This is a genomic window from Streptomyces sp. NPDC004721, assembly GCF_053601495.1.
This window is the reverse complement of the sequence record NZ_JBSGBZ010000027.1, coordinates 67,030-85,091: the sequence shown is the minus strand read 5'-3', so window position 1 is coordinate 85,091 and position 18,062 is coordinate 67,030. Positions and strand designations below refer to the sequence as shown.

Genomic DNA, 18,062 nt, shown 5'->3' with positions numbered 1-18,062 from the left:
AAGTCATTGCTGGTGAGGGAGGCGGCGGGATAGCTTCACCCTGCACTACCCGTCATGTACCTGCCTGGGCTGCCACCTGTCGCCGGGCAGGTCTTCACCCGGATGATGTGGAGACCCCATGGCTCATCTGCGTTCCAGACGCCGCCTTGCCCTGGCCGTACCGGTCGCGCTGTCGCTGACCGCGTCACTCGGCTTCCTGCCCTCGGCGGCGTCGGCGGCGCCCCGCGCGGCCTCGGCGGCGGAGGCGCAGGACGCGCCGACCATGTCTTACGTCGTCAACACCACGACGAACCATCACACGATCGCCCGGGTTCAACGGTCGATCACCGCGGCCGGCGGCACCGTCGTGATGACGTACGACCAGATCGGCGTCATCGTGGCTCGCTCCGCGAACCCGGACTTCGCCAGTACCATCCGCAACACCCCCGGGGTGGACTCGGCGGGTGCCACCCGTACCGCGCCGCTGACCGCGTCGGGGACGACAGACGTGGGCGCGGCGCAGTACCTGTCCAAGGACGAGGTCGCGCAGCTGACGAAGGCCGCCAAGACGGCGAAGCAGACAAAGGGTTCGGTGCCCCTCGAGCCGCTCGAGGCCAACCAGTGGGACCTGCGGGCGATCGGTGCCGACAAGGCCGCCGCGATCAACCCGGGCAGTGCGAAGGTCACCGTCGCCGTGATCGACACCGGCGTCGACGACACCCACCCGAACCTCGCCCCGAACTTCTCCGCCGCCCAGTCCGCGAACTGCGTCAGCGGCAAGGCGGACACCACGTACGGCTCCTGGCGGCCGGTGGACGCGGACCACTACCACGGCACGCACGTGGCGGGTGAGATAGCCGCGGCCCGCAACGGCACCGGGGTCGCGGGTGTGGCGCCCGGTGTGCGGGTCTCGGGCATCACGGTCGCCCAGCCGGACGCGGACCAGTGGTTCTACGCCGAGAGCGTCGTCTGCGCCTTCGTGTTCGCCGCCGACCACGACGTCCAGATAACCAACAACAGTTACTACGTGGACCCGTGGAAGTACAACTGCCGTGACGAGGCGGACCAGAAGGCCATCGCCGACGCCGTCAACCGGGCTCAGCTGTACGCGCAGCGCAAGGGCACTCTGAACGTGGCCTCGGCGGGCAACTCCAACCACGATCTGATCGCCCCGTCGATCGTCGACGCCTCCAGCCCGAACGACACGACCCCGGTGAGCCGCACGATCGACCCGAAGAAGTGCCTCGACGCACCGGCCCAGCTGCCGGGTGTGGTGACGGTCGCCGCCACCGGGGTGCAGGACCTCAAGTCGTACTACTCCAACTACGGCGACGGCGTCATCGACGTCGCCGCACCGGGCGGCGACAAGTACCAGATCCCCGACACCCCGTCACGGGACGGCCGCATCCTGTCCACGATGCCGAACGGCAAGTACGCCTACCTGCAGGGCACGTCGATGGCCTCCCCGCACGTCGCCGGTGTCGCCGCGCTGCTGAAGTCGACCCATCCGAACGCCACGCCCGCCCAGTTGCTGTCCCTCCTCAAGGCCCAGGCGGACAACCCGGGGTGCCCGGTCGAGCCCTACGACCCCGACGGCAACGGCGTCGTCGACTCGTTCTGCAAGGGCAACAAGAACCGCAACGGGTTCTACGGCTCCGGGGTCGTCAACGCGCTCCGCGCGGTCAAGTGACGGGCACGGTTCGTCACTTCCACATACTCCCCCCACGCCTCGCATGCCTGTCGCATGCCGCACTGCAATGGTTCGAAACTCTGGAGTTCACATGAGCGTTCGCCTCAACCGGCGTACCGTCACCATCCCGCTCGGCATGGCCGTCGCCTCCGCTCTCGCGTTCCTGCCGAACGTGGCGTCCGCCACCGAGGCCGGTCAGCAGGTGGCCGCCGCGCAGAGCATCTCCGCCGCCGCCGCCGGGGACGCGCTGAGCTACGTCGTCAACGTCCGTCCCGGCCACAGCTCCGCGGACGTGCAGAAGGCGATCGGCAAGGCCGGCGGCTCGGTCGTCATCGCCTACGACCAGATCGGCGTCATCGTCGTCCACTCGTCGAACGCCGACTTCGCCAAGGAGATACGCGAGGACCAGGGGGTCGAGTCGGCGGGCTCCACCCGGACCGCTCCGCTGTCCCCGCAGACGACCACGGAGATGTGGGCGCCGGAGGTTCTCACCGACGCGGAGATGCAGGCGGCGGCCGAAGCGGCCGCCCCCGGTCAGGATCCGCTGCAGGGCCTGCAGTGGGACCTGCCGATGATCAAGGCGGACAAGGCCCACGAGGTCACCCTGGGCAGCTCCAAGGTCACCGTCGGCGTGATCGACACCGGTGTGGACGACACCCACCCGGACCTCGCCCCCAACTTCAACCGTGCCGCGTCCGTGAACTGCGTGTCGGGCAAGCCGAACACGGCCGACGGCGCCTGGCGGCCGAACAAGGGCGAGAGCGCGCACGGCACGCACGTCGCCGGTGAGATCGCCGCCGCGAAGAACGGTATCGGCGTGGTCGGGGTCGCCCCCGGTGTGAAGGTGTCCGGCATCAAGGTGTCGACGCCCGGCGGCTGGTTCTACACAGAGGCCGTGGTGTGCGGCTTCATCTGGGCCGCCGAGCACGGCGTGGACGTCACCAACAACAGCTACTACACCGACCCGTGGCAGTTCAACTGCGGGGACGACCTGGACCAGAAGGCTCTGGTGGAGGCCGTGTCGCGCGCCACCAAGTACGCGGAGAGCAAGGGCACGGTCAACGTCGCGGCCGCCGGCAACGACAACTGGGACCTCGCCGGCAAGTCGATCCTCGACGTGGTCAGCCCGAACGACGGCACCGCCGGTAAGCGGGTGATCGACCCGAAGAAGTGCCTGGACATCCCGGCGCAGCTGCCGGGTGTCGTCACGGTCGCCTCCGTCGGCGCCAAGGGCATCAAGTCGTCGTTCTCCAACTACGGCCAGGGCATCATCGACGTCGCCGCGCCGGGCGGCGACTCGACCCGCTACCAGGCGCCCGACGCCCCTGCCGTCGACGGCCGGATTTACAGCACGCTGCCGGGCGGCGGGTACGGCTACATGGCCGGTACGTCGATGGCGTCACCGCACGTCGCGGGTGTCGCCGCGCTCATCAAGTCGACCCACCCGGAGGCCAGGCCGAACCAGGTGAAGGCGCTGCTGGCCCAGGGTGCCGACAAGAAGGAGTGCACGACCCCGTACGACATCAACGGCGACGGCAAGATCGACGCCGAGTGCAAGGGCGGCGAGGGCAAGAACGCCTTCTACGGCGAGGGCATCGTCAACGCCCTCAACGCCGTGACCAAGTAGACACGGGAGATGTCGGTCAGCCCCTGCATAGTGCGGTCATGACTGACATCACCTTCGCGTGGTCCGCGCTGGGCGGCGATCCCGCCCTCCTGTCGCGGGTCACCACCGTGCAGCGGGAAGGCGCGCTTGCGGCGCGCCTTCCCGTACGGGAACTGGCACGCACCTGCGTGTGTGCCAGTGCCCTGGCCGCCGCCGAGCTGGGCGCGCTGCGGGCGGGGCTCGCCGCGGTGCCGGCGGTTCGGGGGGACGACGGCGCCGTGGCCACGGCCTTCACGAGCGAGCGGCAGCTGCGGGTGGACGGGAACGCACCCGTCTCCTTCGCGCCGCTGTCGCGGTTCTGGCGGACGGCGGACGGCTGGGTGCGCACGCACGCCAACTACCCCCACCACCGGGAGCGGTTGCTCCGCGCGCTGGAAGCGCCGGACGACGTGGACCGGGTCGCGTCCGCGCTCGCCGTACGGTCCGCGCGGGAGGTCGAGGAGGCCGTGTACGCGGCCGGAGGCCTCGCCGTCGCACTGCGCACCCCCGAGGAATGGGCCGCGCACGAGCAGGGTGCCGCGGTGGCCGCCCGGCCGCTGGTCGAGCGGGAGCGGCTGGACGAGGCACACGCGCGCGTGCTCGCGCCCGTGCCGAGCGCTCTCCTGCTGCCCGTCGCCGGACTGCGCGTGCTCGACCTGACCCGGGTGCTCGCTGGCCCCGTCGCCACCCGGACGCTCGCCCTGCTGGGCGCGGACGTGCTGCGCGTGGACGCGCCGGACCATCCCGAAGAGGCAGGCCTGCACGCGGACACCGGTTTCGGGAAGCGGTCGGCGGCCCTGGATCTCGCGGCCGACCGGGCCGCCTTCGAGGAGTTGCTCGCCGCGGCGGACGTCGTGGTCACGGGATACCGGCCCGGCGCCCTGGACCGGTTCGGGCTTTCCGCCGAGGCGCTGGCCGAGCGGCGGCCCGGCCTGGTCGTGGCACAGCTGTCGGCGTGGGGCGCATACGGGCCGTGGGGCGGACGCCGGGGCTTCGACAGCCTCGTACAGGCCGCCACCGGCATCGCCGCGATCGAGGGGTCGCCCGAGCAGCCCGGCGCCCTGCCCGCGCAGGCCCTGGACCACGGCACGGGCTATCTGCTCGCGGCGGCAGTGCTGCGCGCCCTGACCGAGCAGACGACGGAGGGCGGCACCCGGGTCGTACGGCTGGCCCTGGCGCGCACGGCGTCCTGGCTGACGCGGACCGGCACCGGACCGGTCCCCGCGACGGACACCGTGCAGGGCTCCGCGTACGACGGTCCCGGCCCCTGGCTCGGCGAGACAACCAGCCGGATCGGGCGCCTGCGCCACGCACGCACGCCCGTCTCCTTCACCGGCGCCCCGTCCGACTGGTCCCGGCCGCCGGGGCCCTGGGGCGCGGACGCACCCCGCTGGACCTGACCTAAACGGTCGGCAGCCGGGTGGCCGACGGCTTCTCCGCGCGCACCGGGACGCCGGCGGCGGTCGGGTCGCCCGCGATCGCCGCGCGGGTGTCGTCGGGTGAGGTGATCGACGACGGCGCCCGGCTCGGCCCGCGCCCGCGGGCACAGGGCACGTGACGGCACCTGACACCGGGAGTCGCACGGGACAGGGCGCGCCAAGACGGTGCGGGCGGAACCGTGCTCCCCCACTTGGCCGCGCGCGCTTGCCCCGTTCGGGGTGGCTGGTGAAGATCATTGGGTGACGCTCATACGACCGGCCGCCGGGACGGGGGACGCGCGAGAGACGGGGCGGCGCGGCGCGACGGCCCGGGCCGTCGCCGTCCTCGTTCTGGTGGCACTCGCCGCACTCATACCCCTGCTGGGTCCGTCCGCCGCCCTGCACGGCACCGGAGAGGCGGCGGCCCCCGGCACCGGCGGCATAGCGGTGCTGCGGACGGTGCTGTTCGCGGCGGTCTGCGTCCCCGTCGGCGAGCTGTTCGTGAACCGGCCGGCCGCCCGCCTGCCCGGGGCCCCAGCCGAACTTCCCCGCAGTTGGGCCCTCTACGCGGCCGCCGCCGGTCTCCTCGCCGCCGTGGGCCTCGCTTCCGTGGTGGCCACCGGCAACCTGGTGCCGCACAGCCCGGCACAGATCGACGTCGGCGGCCTCTACCGGACCCGGGACGGGGCGCTGGCCCTGCTGGAGGTCAACGCCTTCCTCGTCACCGGCCTGTGCGCGGTCTCCCGGCGCCCGGCAACGCAGCTGTGGCCGCTCGCCGCCGTGGTGGTGGCCGAGGCCCTGCGCGCGCATCCCGGGACCGAGAGCACCCCGCTCGTCGGCTCCGCGCTGACCGTCGTGCACCTGGTCTGCGGCGCCCTGTGGGTGGGCGGTCTGCTGCACGTGCTGCGCACGCTGCGGCTGTGGCGCGGAGCGGCGGCGGGTGCCGCCCTGCTGGGCCGCTACGCGCGCGTGGCGGCCGCCGCGCTCGCCGGGGTGACCGCGACGGGGGTGTGCAGCACGCTGCGCCGGATGCCGGCGGACACGGTGCTGCACCAGCTGACGGCGACGGCCTACGGCCGCACCCTGCTCGCCAAGGTGATCCTCGTGGCCGGCGTCGCCCTGCTCGCCCTGTGGGCCCGGATCCGGCTGCGGCGGGCACCCGACCCGCTGACCGCCTGCGCCCCCGCGCGGGCCGAGGTCGCCGTCCTCGGCGCGGTCGTCGCGGTGTCGGGGCTGCTGACGGCGCTGCCGTTGCCGATCCGCTGGTGAGCGGAGCCGGCGGGCTCGGTGCCCGAAGGGGGCGTCAGACCCCCACCGCGCCCAGCAGGGTCCCCGCGACATAGGTCACCGCCATGGCCAGCGCCCCGCCGGCCGCGTTCCGCAGCACCGCCCGGCCCGGCCTCGCCGCCCCCAGCCGGGCACTGCTCCAGCCGGTGAGGACGAGGGCGGCCAGGACGGACAGCACGGTGACGCCCAACCGCCAGTCCGCCGGCGGGAGCACGATGGCCAGCAGGGGGAGCAGCGCGCCCACCGTGAACGCCAGGAAGCTCGCCCCGGCCGCGTGCCACGGGTTGGTCAGCTCGTCGGGGTTGATGCCGAGCTCCACGCTGGCGTGCGCGCGCAGCGCGTCCCGCTCGGTGAGCTGTTCCGCCGCCTCCCTGGCCACGTCACGCGAGAGTCCGCGCGCCTGGAGCAGGTCGGTCAGCTCCCGCAGCTCCTCCTCGGGCTGCTCCCGCAGCTCCCGTTTCTCCACGGCCAGCGCGGCCATCTCCGAGTCCCGCTGCGTCGACACCGACACGTACTCCCCCGCCGCCATCGACATCGACCCGGCGAGCAGACCGGCCAATCCCGCGGTCAGCAGTGTCGAACGGGAGTCCGTCGCACCGGCCACGCCGACGACGAGTCCCGCGGTGGACACGATGCCGTCGTTGGCGCCGAGGACGGCCGCCCGCAGCCAGTTGAGCCGCGAGCCGAGCGCGCCGCCGTGCGGCTCGTCATGCGTTGGTTCCGTCACAGGACGGAGGATCGCACGGTTCGTCCCTCCTGTCCCCGCACGGTTCCTGATGTCCCGTGAGGCACACCCCCGGTCCCGCGGGCAGCCGTTCGCAGGCTCCGCGGGGCGACCGGTGGGCGAGGGTGTCAGTCGTGGCCCGTATCCTCAGTGACCATGCTCGAAGACCGCACGCTCGCAGGGTTGTCCCCCACACCGTGGCCGACCGCGTATCCGAAGGGATACGCGGTCGTTGACGTGGAGACCACCGGCCTGGCCCGGGACGACCGCATCATCTCCGCGGCGGTCTACCGGCTGGACGCGCGCGGCGAGGTCGAGGACCACTGGTACACGCTGGTCAACCCCGAGCGGGATCCGGGGCCGGTGTGGATCCACGGACTGACGAGCGACACCCTGGAGGGCGCGCCGCTGTTCGCGGACATCGCCGAGGAGTTCGCCGTGCGGCTGGCGGACCGGGTGCTCGTCGCGCACAACGCGGTGTTCGACTGGCAGATGATCGCGCGGGAGTACGCGCGCGCGAAGCGTGAGGCGCCGGTGCGGCAGCGGCTGTGCACCATCGCGCTCGCCAAGGAGCTGGACCTGCCCCTGCCCAACCACAAGCTGGAGTCGCTGGCGGCGCACTTCGGCGTCGTGCAGCAGCGGGCGCACCACGCGCTGGACGACGCGCGCGTGCTGGCCGAGGCGTTCCGGCCGAGCCTGCGGGCCGCGGCGGCGGGCGGGATGCGGCTGCCACTGCTGGAGTGCCGGCCGCTGACGGAATGGTCGGACCGGCCCGTGCCCCGGCAGCAGTCGGGCGGCTACCGCGCGGGCAGTTGGCGCCCCTCGCGCAAGCGGCCCGCGTGCCCGTACCCCAACCCGGGTCGCTACGAGGACGGCAAGCGCCTCAAGCAGGGCATGCGGGTGGCCTTCTCCGGCGACACCTCCACCGACCGCGAACTGCTGGAGGACCGGGCCACCGAGGCCGGACTGCACGTGGCCACCAGTCTGTCCCGGCTGACCAGCCTGCTGGTGACCAACGACCCGGACTCGGGCACGTCGAAGGTGGTCAAGGCGCGCCAGTACGGCACTCCGGTGGTGGACGAGGCGGCGTTCGGGCAGTTGCTCAGGGACGTGGAGCCGGCGGAGAGCCGCTGACGGGCGTACGGGTGATTACCGGGCGACTCGCCCACGGTCCGCTCGCCCGCGCCGCGGCCACGGCTCACCCTGTGGCGCATGGCGAGATGTGAAGTATGCGGCAATGACTACGGAATGACCTTCGAGGTGCACGCCCAGGGCTCGGTGCACGTCTTCGACTGCTTCGCCTGCGCGATCCACCGCATGGCACCGATCTGCGAGCACTGTCGTGTCCAGATCATCGGGCAGGGCGTCGAGGTCGAGGGCCACTGGTACTGCGGCGCGCACTGCGCCCGCGCCGAGGGGAGGGTCGGGATCGTCGACCGCGTTTGAGGACACCCCTGCCGAAAACACCCCACGACCGCAGAGGTACCGTCGTGGGGTGTACCGCTTCCTGTTGACCCGCCAGTGGGTGATCCTCACCATTGTCGCGATCGCGCTGATCCCGACGATGATCCGGCTGGGTTTCTGGCAGTTGCACCGCCATGAGCACAAGGTCGCGCTGAACCAGGTGATCGCCGAATCGCTGGCCGCGCGGCCGGTGCCGGCCGAGTCGCTGACCTCGCCCGGCGCGACCGTGAAGCACGCCGACCTGTACCGCAGGGTCACCGCCAAGGGGCACTTCGACACCGCGGCCGAGGAGGTCGTGCGTCGTCGCACCAACGACAACGGCGATGTCGGCTACCACGTGCTGACCCCCTTCGTCCTCGAGGACGGCAGGATTCTGCTGGTCAACCGGGGCTGGGTCCCCGCGGACGCCTCGCAGACGACGTTCCCGACGATCCCGGCGCCCGCGCGCGGAGAGATCACCGTCACCGGCCGGCTGATGCCCGACGAGACGACCGCGGCGAGCGGCATCAAGGACGTCAAGGGCCTGCCCGACCGCCAGGTGATGCTGATCAGCAGCACGCAGCAGGCCGAGCGGCTCGGGAAGCAGGTCCTCGGCGGCTACGTCCAACTGACCTCGCCCGCGCCCCAGGGCGGCAGCCCCCAGCTGCTGCCCGACCCGGAGCACGGCGACATCGGCCCGCACCTGGCGTACGCCATCCAGTGGTGGCTGTTCACGGCGGGCGTCCCGGTCGGCTGGGTGGTCCTGCTGCGCCGCGAGGCCCGCGAGCGCGCGCAGGCGGCGGCGAAGGAAGCGACGCCGGAGGCGGAACCCGCGGCGGTGTAGCGCGGGACGTTCTCGTCGGCCTCGCCCCGCGCCGCAGCGACCGGGCAGGATAGGGGCCATGGATCTTGGACTGAAGGACCGGGTGTACGTCGTCACCGGCGCCACGCGCGGACTGGGCAACGCCACCGCGCGCGAGCTCGTCGCCGACGGCGCGAAGGTGGTCATCACCGGGCGGGACGGCGAGCGGGTCGCGGAGGCGGCGGCCGAGCTGGGGCCGAACGCGGTCGGGATGGCCGTGGACAACGCGGACGCCGAGGCGCCGGCGCGGCTGATCGCGGCGGCGCGGGAGCACTTCGGTGGCTTCCACGGCGTGCTCGTGAGCGTCGGTGGGCCGCCGGCCGGCTTCGTCGCCGACAACACCGACGAGCAGTGGCAGGCGGCGTTCGAGTCGGTGTTCCTCGGCGCGGTGCGGCTCGCCCGCGCCGCGGCGGCCGAGCTGGAGCCGGGCGGGGTCGTCGGGTTCGTGCTGTCCGGGTCCGTGTACGAGCCGATTCCGGGGCTGACCATCTCCAACGGACTGCGGCCCGGCCTGGCCGGGTTCGCCAAGTCCCTCGCCGACGAGCTGGGATCGCGGGGCATCCGGGTCGTGGGTGTGCTGCCGGGCCGCATCGACACCGACCGCGTGCGCGAGCTGGACGCGCTGTCCGCGGATCCGGAGGCGACCCGGGCGGCCGCCGAGTCGCGGGTGCCGCTGCGCAGGTACGGGATGCCGGAGGAGTTCGGCCGGGCGGCCGCGTTCCTGCTGTCGCCCGCGGCGTCCTACATCACCGGTGTGATGCTGCCGGTGGACGGCGGGGCCCGGCACGGGTTCTGAGCGCGGCGCTGCCAGGGCACGGGGGGGGCGCGGACGGGTCAGCTCACCCGTTCCGCGCGGTGCCCGACCGCCCTGAGCCGCACCTCCGCCGGAAGCGCCGCGAGGCGGGCGGAGTCCCGGGCGTGGGCGAGGGCCTGGCCGGTGAGGTGGTCCAGGGCGGCTCCCGGGTCCACGTGGGGTTCCAGGAGGAGCTGCACATGGGTCCTGGGGGCGCCGCGGCGGCCGGTCAGACGGACCTGGGCGCCGGCGACACCGTCCTGCTGCTCGGCGTCCGCGGCCAGGACGCCCTCCACGGCCCGGCCCCGCAGCAGTGCCGCCTCGCCGTCCCCGGTGTCGACGACCACCTCGCCGAGCCGCCGCCGGCGCACCACCGCGACCAGCCACCACAGGGCCAGCAGCACCAGGACCGCCAGGGCGGCGAGGACGGCGGGCCACCACCAGCCGGCCTCCCGCCACCGCGTCCGCTCGGCGGTGCTCAGCAGGACGTCGTGCGGGCCGCGGTGGATCCACCACGACGGCGGCCGTACGCCCAGCCCCACGGCGAGCACCGATCCGCCCACCACCAGCAGCACAAGACCGATGAGCCCGGTCAGCACCCGGTTGACGATCCTGAGCACGTCCTCACCCCCTCCGCCCGGGCCGCGCGACGCGCACCGACAGGGCGGGCGGCCGGATCAGGCCCAGCCCCCGGACCGCCTCGGCGAGCACGGTGTCCAGGTCGGCGCGCACCTCCTCCAGCGCCCGGAAGTGCGAGACCACGCGTACGTCGGCCCTGCGGCGGCGCAGCCGTACGCGCACCGACCGCACACCGGCGATCTCCATGGCCCGGTCGCGCAGTACCAGCGCGGCGGCCTCCCGGTGCAGCCCGGCCCGTACGTCGGGGTGGGTGCGCCGCATGGGCAGCAGGCGGCGCAGCCCCGGAGTGGCCGCGAGCACGATCAGCCACAGGCCGAGGACCGCGGCGACGCCCGCGCCGGCGAGCACCCAGGTGTCGTCCAGCGGCCGCTGCGCCAGTTGCCGGGCCAGCTCCCGGCGCCAGCGCAGGGCGGGCCGGCCGGCGCGGACGGCCACGATGTCGTACAGGAAGGCGCCCGCCACGATCAGGAGCAGCAGCGCGACGATGCCCGCGGGCACCCGGCGCACCGACCAGAAGCGGCCGCCGCGGCCGTCCGCGCCCTCCTGGACGGGCGGCGAGCCGTCGGTGTCCGGGGCGGCGGGCCGCCCGAGGGTGTCGTCCTTCTCGAGGACCGGCAGGCGCTGCGTGGTGCCGTCGGAGCCCTGGGGCTCGCTCATCGCGTCCTCCCCTGTGCCGCGCCGTACGCGGGTGCCAGGTGCAGCCGTTCCACGCGGACCGCGACCTCCGGCACCTGCATTCCCACCAAGGCGCTTACCCGCTCCACCACTTGGCGACGCACCTCATGGCAGGACGCGCCGATGTCGCTCGGGTAGGCGAGGTCGAGGACGATCCGGACGCGTGCGACGTCGTGGCGCACCACCACCGTGGCGTGCGGCGGCGCGGCGTCTGGCGGCAGGTCGCCGAGCGCCTCGCGGGCCGCCCGTGCGGCGATCTTGGCGACGACGCGGTCGGCGATCGTCGTCGCGCCGCGCTCGCCGGGCAGCATGCCGGCCGGGGTGGTGCCCGGCTCGTCGTTCCCGCCGCTCACCGCGGGTCACCTCCGGCGGTGGTCACGGGGGCGGAAGAAGTCACCGAGTTCCAGGTCCCCCTCCAGGAACCGGCCGACGACGAAGCCGACGGCGCCCAGGGCCGCCACCAGCAGGAAGGCACCGAAGCCGCCGAAGTACCCGGCGAAGCCCAGCGCCATACCGGCGATCATGCCGACCACGGCCATACTCATTGCGCGCTCCTCAACTCCTCGGCCGTCGCCGGGCCGTCGTCCGGTCGCCCTTCGTCATCCGTCCTTCGCCGGCGTGGTGGCCGGTGCGTCACTGGATGCGCGGCTCGGCTTCCTCCTCCTCTTCCTCCGGCAGCTGCACGTCGCTGACGGCGATGTTGACCTCGACGACCTCGAGACCGGTCATCCGCTCCACCGACGCGATCACGTTCTCCCGGACCGCCCGCGCCACCTCGATGATCGACACCCCGTAGTCGACGACGATCTCCAGGTCGAGTGCGGTCTGCACCTCGCCGACCTCGGCCTTCACCCCCCGGGTCACGGACTTCGCACCGCCCGGGACGCGGTCCCGCACGGCCCCGAAGGTCCGGGAGAACCCGCTGCCCATGGCGCTCACGCCGACCACGTCGCGCGCGGCCATCCCGGCGATCTTCTCCACGACCCCGTCGGCGATGGTGGTCCGCCCCCGGGTGGCGGGATCTCCCAGACCGCGCCGGGTGGCCTGTGCCCTGCGGGTCGCGGTGGTCTCCGGTACCTCCCGCTCGCCCTCGGAGGTCCTCGTCCGGTCCTGTTCCGTGGTCATCGCCGTACGTCCTTTCGGTCGTCGTCCCGAACCACGGTAGGCGGACCGGCACGATCGCGCGCCCGATACGGCGCCGCCGTCAGTCGCCGGCGCCGGCCAGGTCCCGCAGGCGCCGGGCCTGCGCCTCGCGTTCGGCGGCGCGCTGCTCCTCGTACGACCGCTCCCGGGCACCGCGCAGCAGCGCCTTGGTCTCGACCACGGCGTCACGGGGCGCGGCCAGGAGCGCCGCGGCCAGGTCCCGTACCGTCTCGTCGAGCTGGCCCGCGGGCACGGCCAGGTTCGCCAGCCCGGTGTTCACCGCCTCGGCTGCGCCCACGTACCGGCCGGTGAGGCAGATCTCCAGCGCGCGGCCGTAGCCGACCAGCCCCACCAGCGGATGCGTGCCGGTGAGGTCCGGCACCAGCCCGAGGCTGGTCTCGCGCATGGCGAACTGCACGTCGTCCGCGACGACGCGCAGATCACAGGCGAGCGCCAGCTGGAAGCCCGCCCCGATGGCGTGCCCCTGGACCGCCGCGACGGACACGATGTCGTTGCGGCGCCACCAGGTGAACGCCTGCTGGTACTCGGCGATGGCCGCGTCCAGCTCGGCGTCGGAGCCACGCGCGAGGTCGATGAACGACGGCTCGCCGTCGAAGCCCTCGGGCGTGAACGCCTGCCGGTCGAGCCCCGCGGAGAAGGACTTGCCCTCGCCGCGCAGCAGCACGACGCGGACGGAGCCCGGCAGCAGCCGCCCGGCCTTGGTCAGCGCCCGCCACAGAGCCGGGCTCTGCGCGTTGCGCTTGGCCGGGTTGGCCAGCGTCACCGTGGCGACCGCGTCGTCGACGGTGAGCCGTACGCCGTCCTTGTCGAGTACCGGATCGAGGTCGTGCTTGGGCGAAGCCATGGTGCGCCTCCGACGGGTGCGGTCATCGTGGATGCCCTCCGGGCATCGTAAGTGACTGCACAGTAACCATCCGGCCGATCGGAGAACCGACCGGGTGGTCACCGTCGAAAGCGGATGGGCCGCCCGCGGTTTCAGGCCGAGGCGGCCTTCTTGCCCCGCGTCGCCCCGCCACGCCCACGGAGCGTGACACCCGACTCGCTGAGCATCCGGTGGACGAAGCCATACGAGCGGCCGGTCTCCTCGGCCAACGCCCGAATGCTCGCACCGGCGTCGTACTTCTTCTTCAGGTCTGCCGCGAGCTTGTCGCGCGCGGCGCCGGTCACCCGGCTGCCCTTCTTCAGAGTCTCGGCCACCCGTGCCTCCTCATGGGAAGTGCGCTCTGGTCCCCTCATGATCACCCCTCCGGGGCCCGATGGCCACCCATTCGGCAAGGTCCGTGAGACCCGCCCGTGACGACAGGAGCACATCCCCACAAGCGGAATCTGTTCTTCCGCGCCTCGGCGTCCGTACCGCCGATCGGGTTCTTCCGCGAAGTACCTGGTCAGCGACGCACAGCGGCCGAGCCCTTGGCACATAAGGGCTCGGCCGCGAAATCGATGGAGGACACACCTCGATACGAGGAGATCTCACACAGATGGTGGATCACCGATGGGCCGAATGATCCATACTCCGTTGATCAGCTGTTCGGTCAAGCGAGGGCGACGAGATCCGCGTAGTCCGCGCCCCACAGGTCCTCGACGCCGTCGGGCAGCAGGATGATCCGCTCCGGTTGCAGTGCCTCGACCGCGCCCTCGTCGTGCGTGACGAGGACGACGGCGCCCTTGTAGGTGCGCAGCGCGCCGAGGATCTCCTCGCGGCTCGCCGGGTCGAGGTTGTTGGTGGGCTCGTCGAGCAGCAGGACGTTGGCGGAGGAGACGACCAGCGTCGCCAGTGCCAGGCGAGTCTTCTCGCCGCCGGAGAGGACCCCGGCCGGCTTGTCGACGTCCTCGCCGGAGAACAGGAACGAGCCGAGCACCTTGCGGACCTCGACCAGGTCCATGTCGGGAGCGGCCGAGCGCATGTTCTCCAGCACCGTGCGGTCCGCGTCCAGGGTCTCGTGCTCCTGGGCGTAGTAGCCGAGCTTGAGGCCGTGGCCCTCGACGACCCGGCCGGTGTCGGGGGTCTCCACCCCGCCCAGCAGGCGCAGCAGCGTGGTCTTGCCCGCGCCGTTCAGGCCGAGGATGACGACTCGGGAGCCCTTGTCGATGGCCAGGTCGACGTCGGTGAAGATCTCCAGGGAGCCGTACGACTTCGACAGGCCCTCGGCGGTCAGCGGCGTCTTGCCGCAGGGCGCCGGCTCCGGGAAGCGGAGCTTGGCGACCTTGTCGGACTGGCGGACCGCTTCCAGGCCGCTGAGCAGCTTGTCCGCGCGGCGGGCCATGTTCTGCGCGGCGACCGTCTTGGTGGCCTTGGCGCGCATCTTGTCTGCCTGCGCGTTGAGCGCGGCGGCCTTCTTCTCGGCGTTGGCGCGCTCCCGCTTGCGGCGCTTCTCGTCGGCCTCGCGCTGCTGCTGGTAGAGCTTCCAGCCCATGTTGTAGACATCGATCTGGGCGCGGTTGGCGTCCAGGTAGAACACCTTGTTGACGACCGTCTCGACCAGGTCGACGTCGTGGGAGATCACGATGAAGCCGCCGCGGTAGGTCTTCAGATAGTCGCGCAGCCAGATGATCGAGTCGGCGTCGAGGTGGTTGGTGGGCTCGTCGAGGAGCAGGGTGTCGGCGTCGGAGAACAGGATCCGGGCCAGCTCGATGCGGCGGCGCTGACCGCCGGAGAGGGTGTGCAGGGGCTGGCCGAGCACCCGGTCGGGCAGGTTGAGCGCGGCGGCGATGGTGGCGGCCTCGGCCTCTGCGGCGTACCCGCCCTTGGTGAGGAACTCGGTCTCCTGGCGCTCGTACTGCTTGAGCGCCTTCTCGCGGGTGGAGCCCTTGCCGGTGGCGATGCGCTGCTCGTTCTCGCGCATCCTGCGGATCAGCACGTCCAGGCCGCGCGCGGAGAGCACGCGGTCGCGGGCGAGTACGTCGAGGTCGCCGGTGCGCGGGTCCTGCGGGAGGTAGCCGACCTCACCGGACCGGGTGACGGTGCCGCCGGCGGGGATGCCCTCGCCGGCCAGGACCTTGGTGAGGGTGGTCTTGCCGGCGCCGTTGCGGCCGACCAGGCCGATACGGTCGCCCTTGGCGACGCGGAAGGTGGCGGACTCGATGAGGACGCGGGCACCGGCGCGCAGCTCGATGCCGGAAGCGGAGATCACGGACAGACTCCAGGGCTGGGGTGCCCCCTGCTCGAAGAGCTCGGGGGAGGGTGGCGGGTGGGCGGCTGAGGACGTACCCGCCGTCTAATGCACGAGGAGAATGGCCATGGGGGACAGTCTAACGGGGGCGGGCAAGCGCTTTTCCGGGTGTTTGCGCCGGGGCGCTGTCAGTGGCCGGTGCCAGACTGGGCGGCGCACCGGACTCCTCGGTGCGAACCGACTCACAAGGAAGTGATCGGCATGGCGGACACGGCCGGCGAACGCCCGAGCATCTACCCGACGCTGCTGTACGCGGACGCCAAGGCGGCCGTCAAGCAGCTGACGGAAGCCTTCGGCTTCACGGAACTGGCGGTGTACGAGGGCGAGGACGGCCTCGTACACCACGCCGAGCTGGTGCAGGGCCACGGCGCGGTGATGCTGGGCTCGAAGGGCCGCGGCGGCCGCTTCGACGAGGCGATGCGCGGCGCGGGGCCCACGGGGGTGTACGTCGTGGTGGACGACGTGGACGCCCACCACCGGCGTGCGGCGGACCACGGCGCGGAGATCCTGATGCCCCCGACCGACCAGGACTACGGCTCCCGGGACTACATGGCCCGGGACGTCGAGGGCAACATCTGGAGCTTCGGCACGTACGCCCCCCTCGTCGAGGGCTGACCGGCCCCGCGGTCCCGGGGGTCAGCTGCCTCCGGTGTGGACCTGGAAGGCCGCCCGGCGGACGGCCTTGGCCAGCGCCGGGTCCGGGTGCGCGGCGGCGAGCGCGACCAGCACCTGCACGGTGCGGGGGTGGCCCACGGTGCGCACCTCGTCGAGCAGCATCGGGACGGTGGGCTGCACCGCGGCCTCCAGATGCCGTACGAGCATCGAGGCCTCGCCGTGGTCGGTGACGGCGGCGGCGGTGTCGACCCACAGCCATGTGGCCTCCTCGCGGGTGAGCACCTCGTGGGCGTCCTCCGCGTCGATGCCGTCGTGCTCGGCGAGCCACAGCAGGGCGTAGGGCCTGAGCGCCGGCTCGTCGAGCACGGCCCGTACGTCGGGCTCGGCGGGCGCGCCGACGACCCGCAGCGCCTCGAAGGCGAGTCCGCGCAGCAGGGCGTCCTCCCCGCGGGCGCCGCCGAGCAGCTCGGTGACGGCGCTGCCGACGGGGCGGGCGGCGAGCCAGGCGCGGTACTCGGCGCGGGCCGCGTTGGGCCGCAGTTGCGCACAGCCGCGGAGCATGTCCTCGGCCGACTGCTCGATGTTCCCGGCGGGGCTCTGCGCGGCCACGCAGATCTGCTCCAGCTTCACCCACACCGCCCAACTCCCCAGCGGGGTGAGTGTGGCCTGCCCGTCCCCGTCGGTCAGCGCCCCCACCGCGGCGAGTGCCCGGAGGGCCCAGTCGAGGAGCGGCGCGAGCGAGGTGCCTTCGGCGGCGGCACCGGACAGCGCGGTCACGGTGCTTCCCGCCTCACGCACGGTGGCAAGGGCCCCGCCGGGGGCCGGGGCCCCCTGGCCCTCGGGCCCGGAGACGGCCGCGGCGGGACCACCCGGCGCCTGGGCGTGCGTCGCGGACACGGGAGCGGCGGGCTCGGGCGCGTGGATCGCCGGGGCCGACGCCCCGTCCTCCGGGCCGGGAACGGCACCGAGTCCGGTGGCGGTAGCCGGGGACGCGGCGGTCGCGGCACCACCCGGGGCCGAAGCCGCCACATCGTCGGAGACGGAAACGCCGGTCGGCCCGACGGCAGGCGCCACCCGCGGGCCCGCCTCCGGGCCGGGAACGGCACCGAGCCGGGTAGCCGCAGCCGAGGACTCGGCGGTCGCGGCACCACCCGGCGCCGAAGCCGCCGCATCGTCGGAGACGGCGGTGGGGGCCGCCCGGAGACCCGTCTTCGGTTCGGGGGCGGGCTCGACCGCCGTGGTCGTGGCGCCGTCCGGCGCCGGACCGGCGGCGTCGGGGTCGTAGGGGACCTCGCAGCGGTCGGTGCGCAGTTCCGAGACGCGCTGGCGGAGGAGGTCGAGGAGCTGCTCGACGGGGACGGGTCCGGCGGAGAGCTGGAGGAAGGACAGGACCTGCGGCATGGCCGAGACGACCTCGGCGACGGCGGCCGCCTCGTGGCCCTCCGGTTCCGGGCAGGCGAGCGACCAGGCGTCGAAGAGGGCCACCCAGCCGCGCAGGACGGCGCTGTCGTCGCGGTGCCAGGCACGCAGCCGCCAGCCGGGGCGGGCGTTGTCGCCGTGCACCTCGATGAGGCCGGCGAGCCGGGCGGTGTCCCAGTCGGCACGGACCTGAGCGGCGGTCAGGCCCAGATCGGCGGCCGCCCGCTCGGCGGTCGCGTCGGAGAGGGTGGCCTTGTCGTCGGTGGTCGGCCCCCCGCGGCCGGGCCCGAGGGCGGCGTCCGCCCAGCGGGCGAGGCGGGCCGCCCCGGCCAGACGGGAGCGCGCCATTCCGGCCAGCTCCGCGGGTGCCGGAGTGCCCTCCGGGGGGCGCGGGGCGGGGCGGCGCGTGTGCCGCTGGTTCACGGCTCTGGGGGCGGCGGCCAGGGGTCGTGGGCGGACGATGCGAAGCCTGGAGTCGCGCGGGATACGGGACGTCACGGGTGCAGTCTTCCGGTTGACGGTCCGAAAACCCAAACGGA

Annotated in this window: 19 protein-coding genes and 2 pseudogenes; 9 read left to right on the top strand and 12 right to left on the bottom strand. The window is 73.2% G+C overall.

Going from position 1 to position 18,062, the window contains the following annotated elements:
- Nucleotides 1-118 precede the first annotated feature (118 nt).
- The 3 genes from ACWEK3_RS24495 (at nucleotide 119) to ACWEK3_RS24485 (ending at nucleotide 4,714) form a co-directional block, all read left to right on the top strand.
- Nucleotides 119-1,669 carry a S8 family peptidase gene (locus ACWEK3_RS24495; protein ID WP_450545943.1) on the top strand — a complete coding sequence of 517 codons (1,551 nt, stop codon included), beginning with the start codon at nucleotides 119-121 and terminating at the stop codon, nucleotides 1,667-1,669.
- 91 nt (nucleotides 1,670-1,760) lie between these two features.
- Entirely contained in the window at nucleotides 1,761-3,296 is a 1,536-nt protein-coding gene (locus ACWEK3_RS24490; protein WP_453250603.1) for a S8 family peptidase, read from the top strand.
- A gap of 38 nt (nucleotides 3,297-3,334) precedes the next feature.
- Nucleotides 3,335-4,714, top strand: a complete 1,380-nt coding sequence (locus ACWEK3_RS24485; protein ID WP_453250602.1) for a CoA transferase — start codon at nucleotides 3,335-3,337, stop codon at nucleotides 4,712-4,714.
- A gap of 1 nt (nucleotide 4,715) precedes the next feature.
- Here ACWEK3_RS24485 and ACWEK3_RS24480 read toward each other — a convergent pair whose 3' ends face one another.
- Nucleotides 4,716-4,868 carry a hypothetical protein gene (locus ACWEK3_RS24480; RefSeq protein WP_450545938.1) on the bottom strand — a complete coding sequence of 51 codons (153 nt, stop codon included), beginning with the start codon at nucleotides 4,866-4,868 and terminating at the stop codon, nucleotides 4,716-4,718.
- A 125-nt stretch (nucleotides 4,869-4,993) separates the two neighbouring features.
- Between ACWEK3_RS24480 and ACWEK3_RS24475 the strand changes: the two genes are divergently transcribed.
- Entirely contained in the window at nucleotides 4,994-6,001 is a 1,008-nt protein-coding gene (locus ACWEK3_RS24475; RefSeq protein ID WP_453250601.1) for a CopD family protein, read from the top strand.
- Between the two features lie 34 nt (nucleotides 6,002-6,035).
- On the opposite strand, the gene ACWEK3_RS24470 is transcribed toward ACWEK3_RS24475, so the two are convergent.
- Nucleotides 6,036-6,746, bottom strand: a complete 711-nt coding sequence (locus ACWEK3_RS24470) for a VIT1/CCC1 transporter family protein (protein ID WP_453250600.1) — start codon at nucleotides 6,744-6,746, stop codon at nucleotides 6,036-6,038.
- 153 nt (nucleotides 6,747-6,899) lie between these two features.
- On the opposite strand from ACWEK3_RS24470, the gene ACWEK3_RS24465 reads away from it, so the two are divergent.
- The 4 genes from ACWEK3_RS24465 to ACWEK3_RS24450 all read left to right on the top strand — a co-directional run bounded on the left by ACWEK3_RS24465 (nucleotide 6,900) and on the right by ACWEK3_RS24450 (nucleotide 9,844).
- Nucleotides 6,900-7,877: a DEDDh family exonuclease gene (locus tag ACWEK3_RS24465; protein WP_453250599.1), complete on the top strand. Its 978-nt coding sequence runs from the start codon at nucleotides 6,900-6,902 to the stop codon at nucleotides 7,875-7,877.
- A gap of 78 nt (nucleotides 7,878-7,955) precedes the next feature.
- Complete coding sequence (locus ACWEK3_RS24460) at nucleotides 7,956-8,189, top strand: hypothetical protein (protein WP_141362214.1); 234 nt, start codon at nucleotides 7,956-7,958, stop codon at nucleotides 8,187-8,189.
- 49 nt (nucleotides 8,190-8,238) lie between these two features.
- Nucleotides 8,239-9,030 (top strand): SURF1 family cytochrome oxidase biogenesis protein, encoded by a 792-nt coding sequence (locus ACWEK3_RS24455; RefSeq protein WP_453250598.1) that lies wholly within the window; start codon nucleotides 8,239-8,241, stop codon nucleotides 9,028-9,030.
- A 58-nt stretch (nucleotides 9,031-9,088) separates the two neighbouring features.
- The gene (locus tag ACWEK3_RS24450) at nucleotides 9,089-9,844 is read left to right on the top strand and encodes an SDR family oxidoreductase (RefSeq protein WP_384084988.1); all 756 of its coding nucleotides are present in this window, start codon (nucleotides 9,089-9,091) and stop codon (nucleotides 9,842-9,844) included.
- 38 nt (nucleotides 9,845-9,882) lie between these two features.
- Here the strand turns inward: ACWEK3_RS24450 and amaP are convergent, their stop codons facing one another.
- From amaP to ACWEK3_RS24410, 8 genes are all read right to left on the bottom strand, one after another.
- Nucleotides 9,883-10,461, bottom strand: a complete 579-nt coding sequence (gene amaP, locus ACWEK3_RS24445; protein WP_450545927.1) for an alkaline shock response membrane anchor protein AmaP — start codon at nucleotides 10,459-10,461, stop codon at nucleotides 9,883-9,885.
- Nucleotides 10,462-10,465: 4 nt separating this feature from the next.
- Nucleotides 10,466-11,137 carry a DUF6286 domain-containing protein gene (locus ACWEK3_RS24440; RefSeq protein ID WP_453250597.1) on the bottom strand — a complete coding sequence of 224 codons (672 nt, stop codon included), beginning with the start codon at nucleotides 11,135-11,137 and terminating at the stop codon, nucleotides 10,466-10,468.
- Nucleotides 11,134-11,466 carry an Asp23/Gls24 family envelope stress response protein gene (locus ACWEK3_RS24435; RefSeq protein ID WP_384431026.1) on the bottom strand — a complete coding sequence of 111 codons (333 nt, stop codon included), beginning with the start codon at nucleotides 11,464-11,466 and terminating at the stop codon, nucleotides 11,134-11,136. Before ACWEK3_RS24435 ends, ACWEK3_RS24440 begins: the two co-directional genes overlap by 4 nt.
- A gap of 48 nt (nucleotides 11,467-11,514) precedes the next feature.
- Entirely contained in the window at nucleotides 11,515-11,700 is a 186-nt protein-coding gene (locus ACWEK3_RS24430) for a hypothetical protein (RefSeq protein ID WP_361411228.1), read from the bottom strand.
- An 88-nt stretch (nucleotides 11,701-11,788) separates the two neighbouring features.
- Nucleotides 11,789-12,280, bottom strand: a complete 492-nt coding sequence (locus ACWEK3_RS24425) for an Asp23/Gls24 family envelope stress response protein (protein WP_361411230.1) — start codon at nucleotides 12,278-12,280, stop codon at nucleotides 11,789-11,791.
- 79 nt (nucleotides 12,281-12,359) lie between these two features.
- Nucleotides 12,360-13,163, bottom strand: coding sequence for an enoyl-CoA hydratase/isomerase family protein (locus ACWEK3_RS24420; protein ID WP_450545922.1), 804 nt, complete (start codon nucleotides 13,161-13,163; stop codon nucleotides 12,360-12,362).
- A gap of 131 nt (nucleotides 13,164-13,294) precedes the next feature.
- Nucleotides 13,295-13,516 (bottom strand): helix-turn-helix domain-containing protein, encoded by a 222-nt coding sequence (locus tag ACWEK3_RS24415; RefSeq protein WP_018567695.1) that lies wholly within the window; start codon nucleotides 13,514-13,516, stop codon nucleotides 13,295-13,297.
- A 335-nt stretch (nucleotides 13,517-13,851) separates the two neighbouring features.
- On the bottom strand, nucleotides 13,852-15,450 hold the full coding sequence (locus ACWEK3_RS24410) for an ABC-F family ATP-binding cassette domain-containing protein (protein ID WP_388726355.1): 1,599 nt from the start codon (nucleotides 15,448-15,450) through the stop codon (nucleotides 13,852-13,854).
- Between the two features lie 240 nt (nucleotides 15,451-15,690).
- On the opposite strand from ACWEK3_RS24410, the gene ACWEK3_RS24405 reads away from it, so the two are divergent.
- Nucleotides 15,691-16,104: a VOC family protein gene (locus ACWEK3_RS24405; RefSeq protein WP_450545920.1), complete on the top strand. Its 414-nt coding sequence runs from the start codon at nucleotides 15,691-15,693 to the stop codon at nucleotides 16,102-16,104.
- Between the two features lie 21 nt (nucleotides 16,105-16,125).
- Here ACWEK3_RS24405 and ACWEK3_RS24400 read toward each other — a convergent pair.
- Together ACWEK3_RS24400 and ACWEK3_RS24395 are read right to left on the bottom strand one after the other, a co-directional pair.
- A pseudogene (locus ACWEK3_RS24400) lies at nucleotides 16,126-16,845 on the bottom strand (hypothetical protein); the annotation flags it as partial.
- 360 nt (nucleotides 16,846-17,205) lie between these two features.
- A pseudogene (locus ACWEK3_RS24395) lies at nucleotides 17,206-17,871 on the bottom strand (hypothetical protein); the annotation flags it as partial.
- Nucleotides 17,872-18,062: the final 191 nt, after the last annotated feature.

What these genes read in the sequence shown, in the direction of transcription:
- ACWEK3_RS24495 (WP_450545943.1), top strand. Translation starts at nt 119, where the DNA reads ATGGCTCATCTGCGTTCCAGACGCCGCCTTGCCCTGGCCGTACCGGTC.
- ACWEK3_RS24490 (WP_453250603.1), top strand. Translation starts at nt 1,761, where the DNA reads ATGAGCGTTCGCCTCAACCGGCGTACCGTCACCATCCCGCTCGGCATG.
- ACWEK3_RS24485 (WP_453250602.1), top strand. Translation starts at nt 3,335, where the DNA reads ATGACTGACATCACCTTCGCGTGGTCCGCGCTGGGCGGCGATCCCGCC.
- ACWEK3_RS24465 (WP_453250599.1), top strand. Translation starts at nt 6,900, where the DNA reads ATGCTCGAAGACCGCACGCTCGCAGGGTTGTCCCCCACACCGTGGCCG.
- ACWEK3_RS24460 (WP_141362214.1), top strand. Translation starts at nt 7,956, where the DNA reads ATGGCGAGATGTGAAGTATGCGGCAATGACTACGGAATGACCTTCGAG.
- ACWEK3_RS24450 (WP_384084988.1), top strand. Translation starts at nt 9,089, where the DNA reads ATGGATCTTGGACTGAAGGACCGGGTGTACGTCGTCACCGGCGCCACG.
- ACWEK3_RS24440 (WP_453250597.1), bottom strand. Translation starts at nt 11,137, where the DNA reads ATGAGCGAGCCCCAGGGCTCCGACGGCACCACGCAGCGCCTGCCGGTC.
- ACWEK3_RS24435 (WP_384431026.1), bottom strand. Translation starts at nt 11,466, where the DNA reads ATGCTGCCCGGCGAGCGCGGCGCGACGACGATCGCCGACCGCGTCGTC.
- ACWEK3_RS24430 (WP_361411228.1), bottom strand. Translation starts at nt 11,700, where the DNA reads ATGAGTATGGCCGTGGTCGGCATGATCGCCGGTATGGCGCTGGGCTTC.
- ACWEK3_RS24425 (WP_361411230.1), bottom strand. Translation starts at nt 12,280, where the DNA reads ATGACCACGGAACAGGACCGGACGAGGACCTCCGAGGGCGAGCGGGAG.
- ACWEK3_RS24420 (WP_450545922.1), bottom strand. Translation starts at nt 13,163, where the DNA reads ATGGCTTCGCCCAAGCACGACCTCGATCCGGTACTCGACAAGGACGGC.
- ACWEK3_RS24405 (WP_450545920.1), top strand. Translation starts at nt 15,691, where the DNA reads ATGGCGGACACGGCCGGCGAACGCCCGAGCATCTACCCGACGCTGCTG.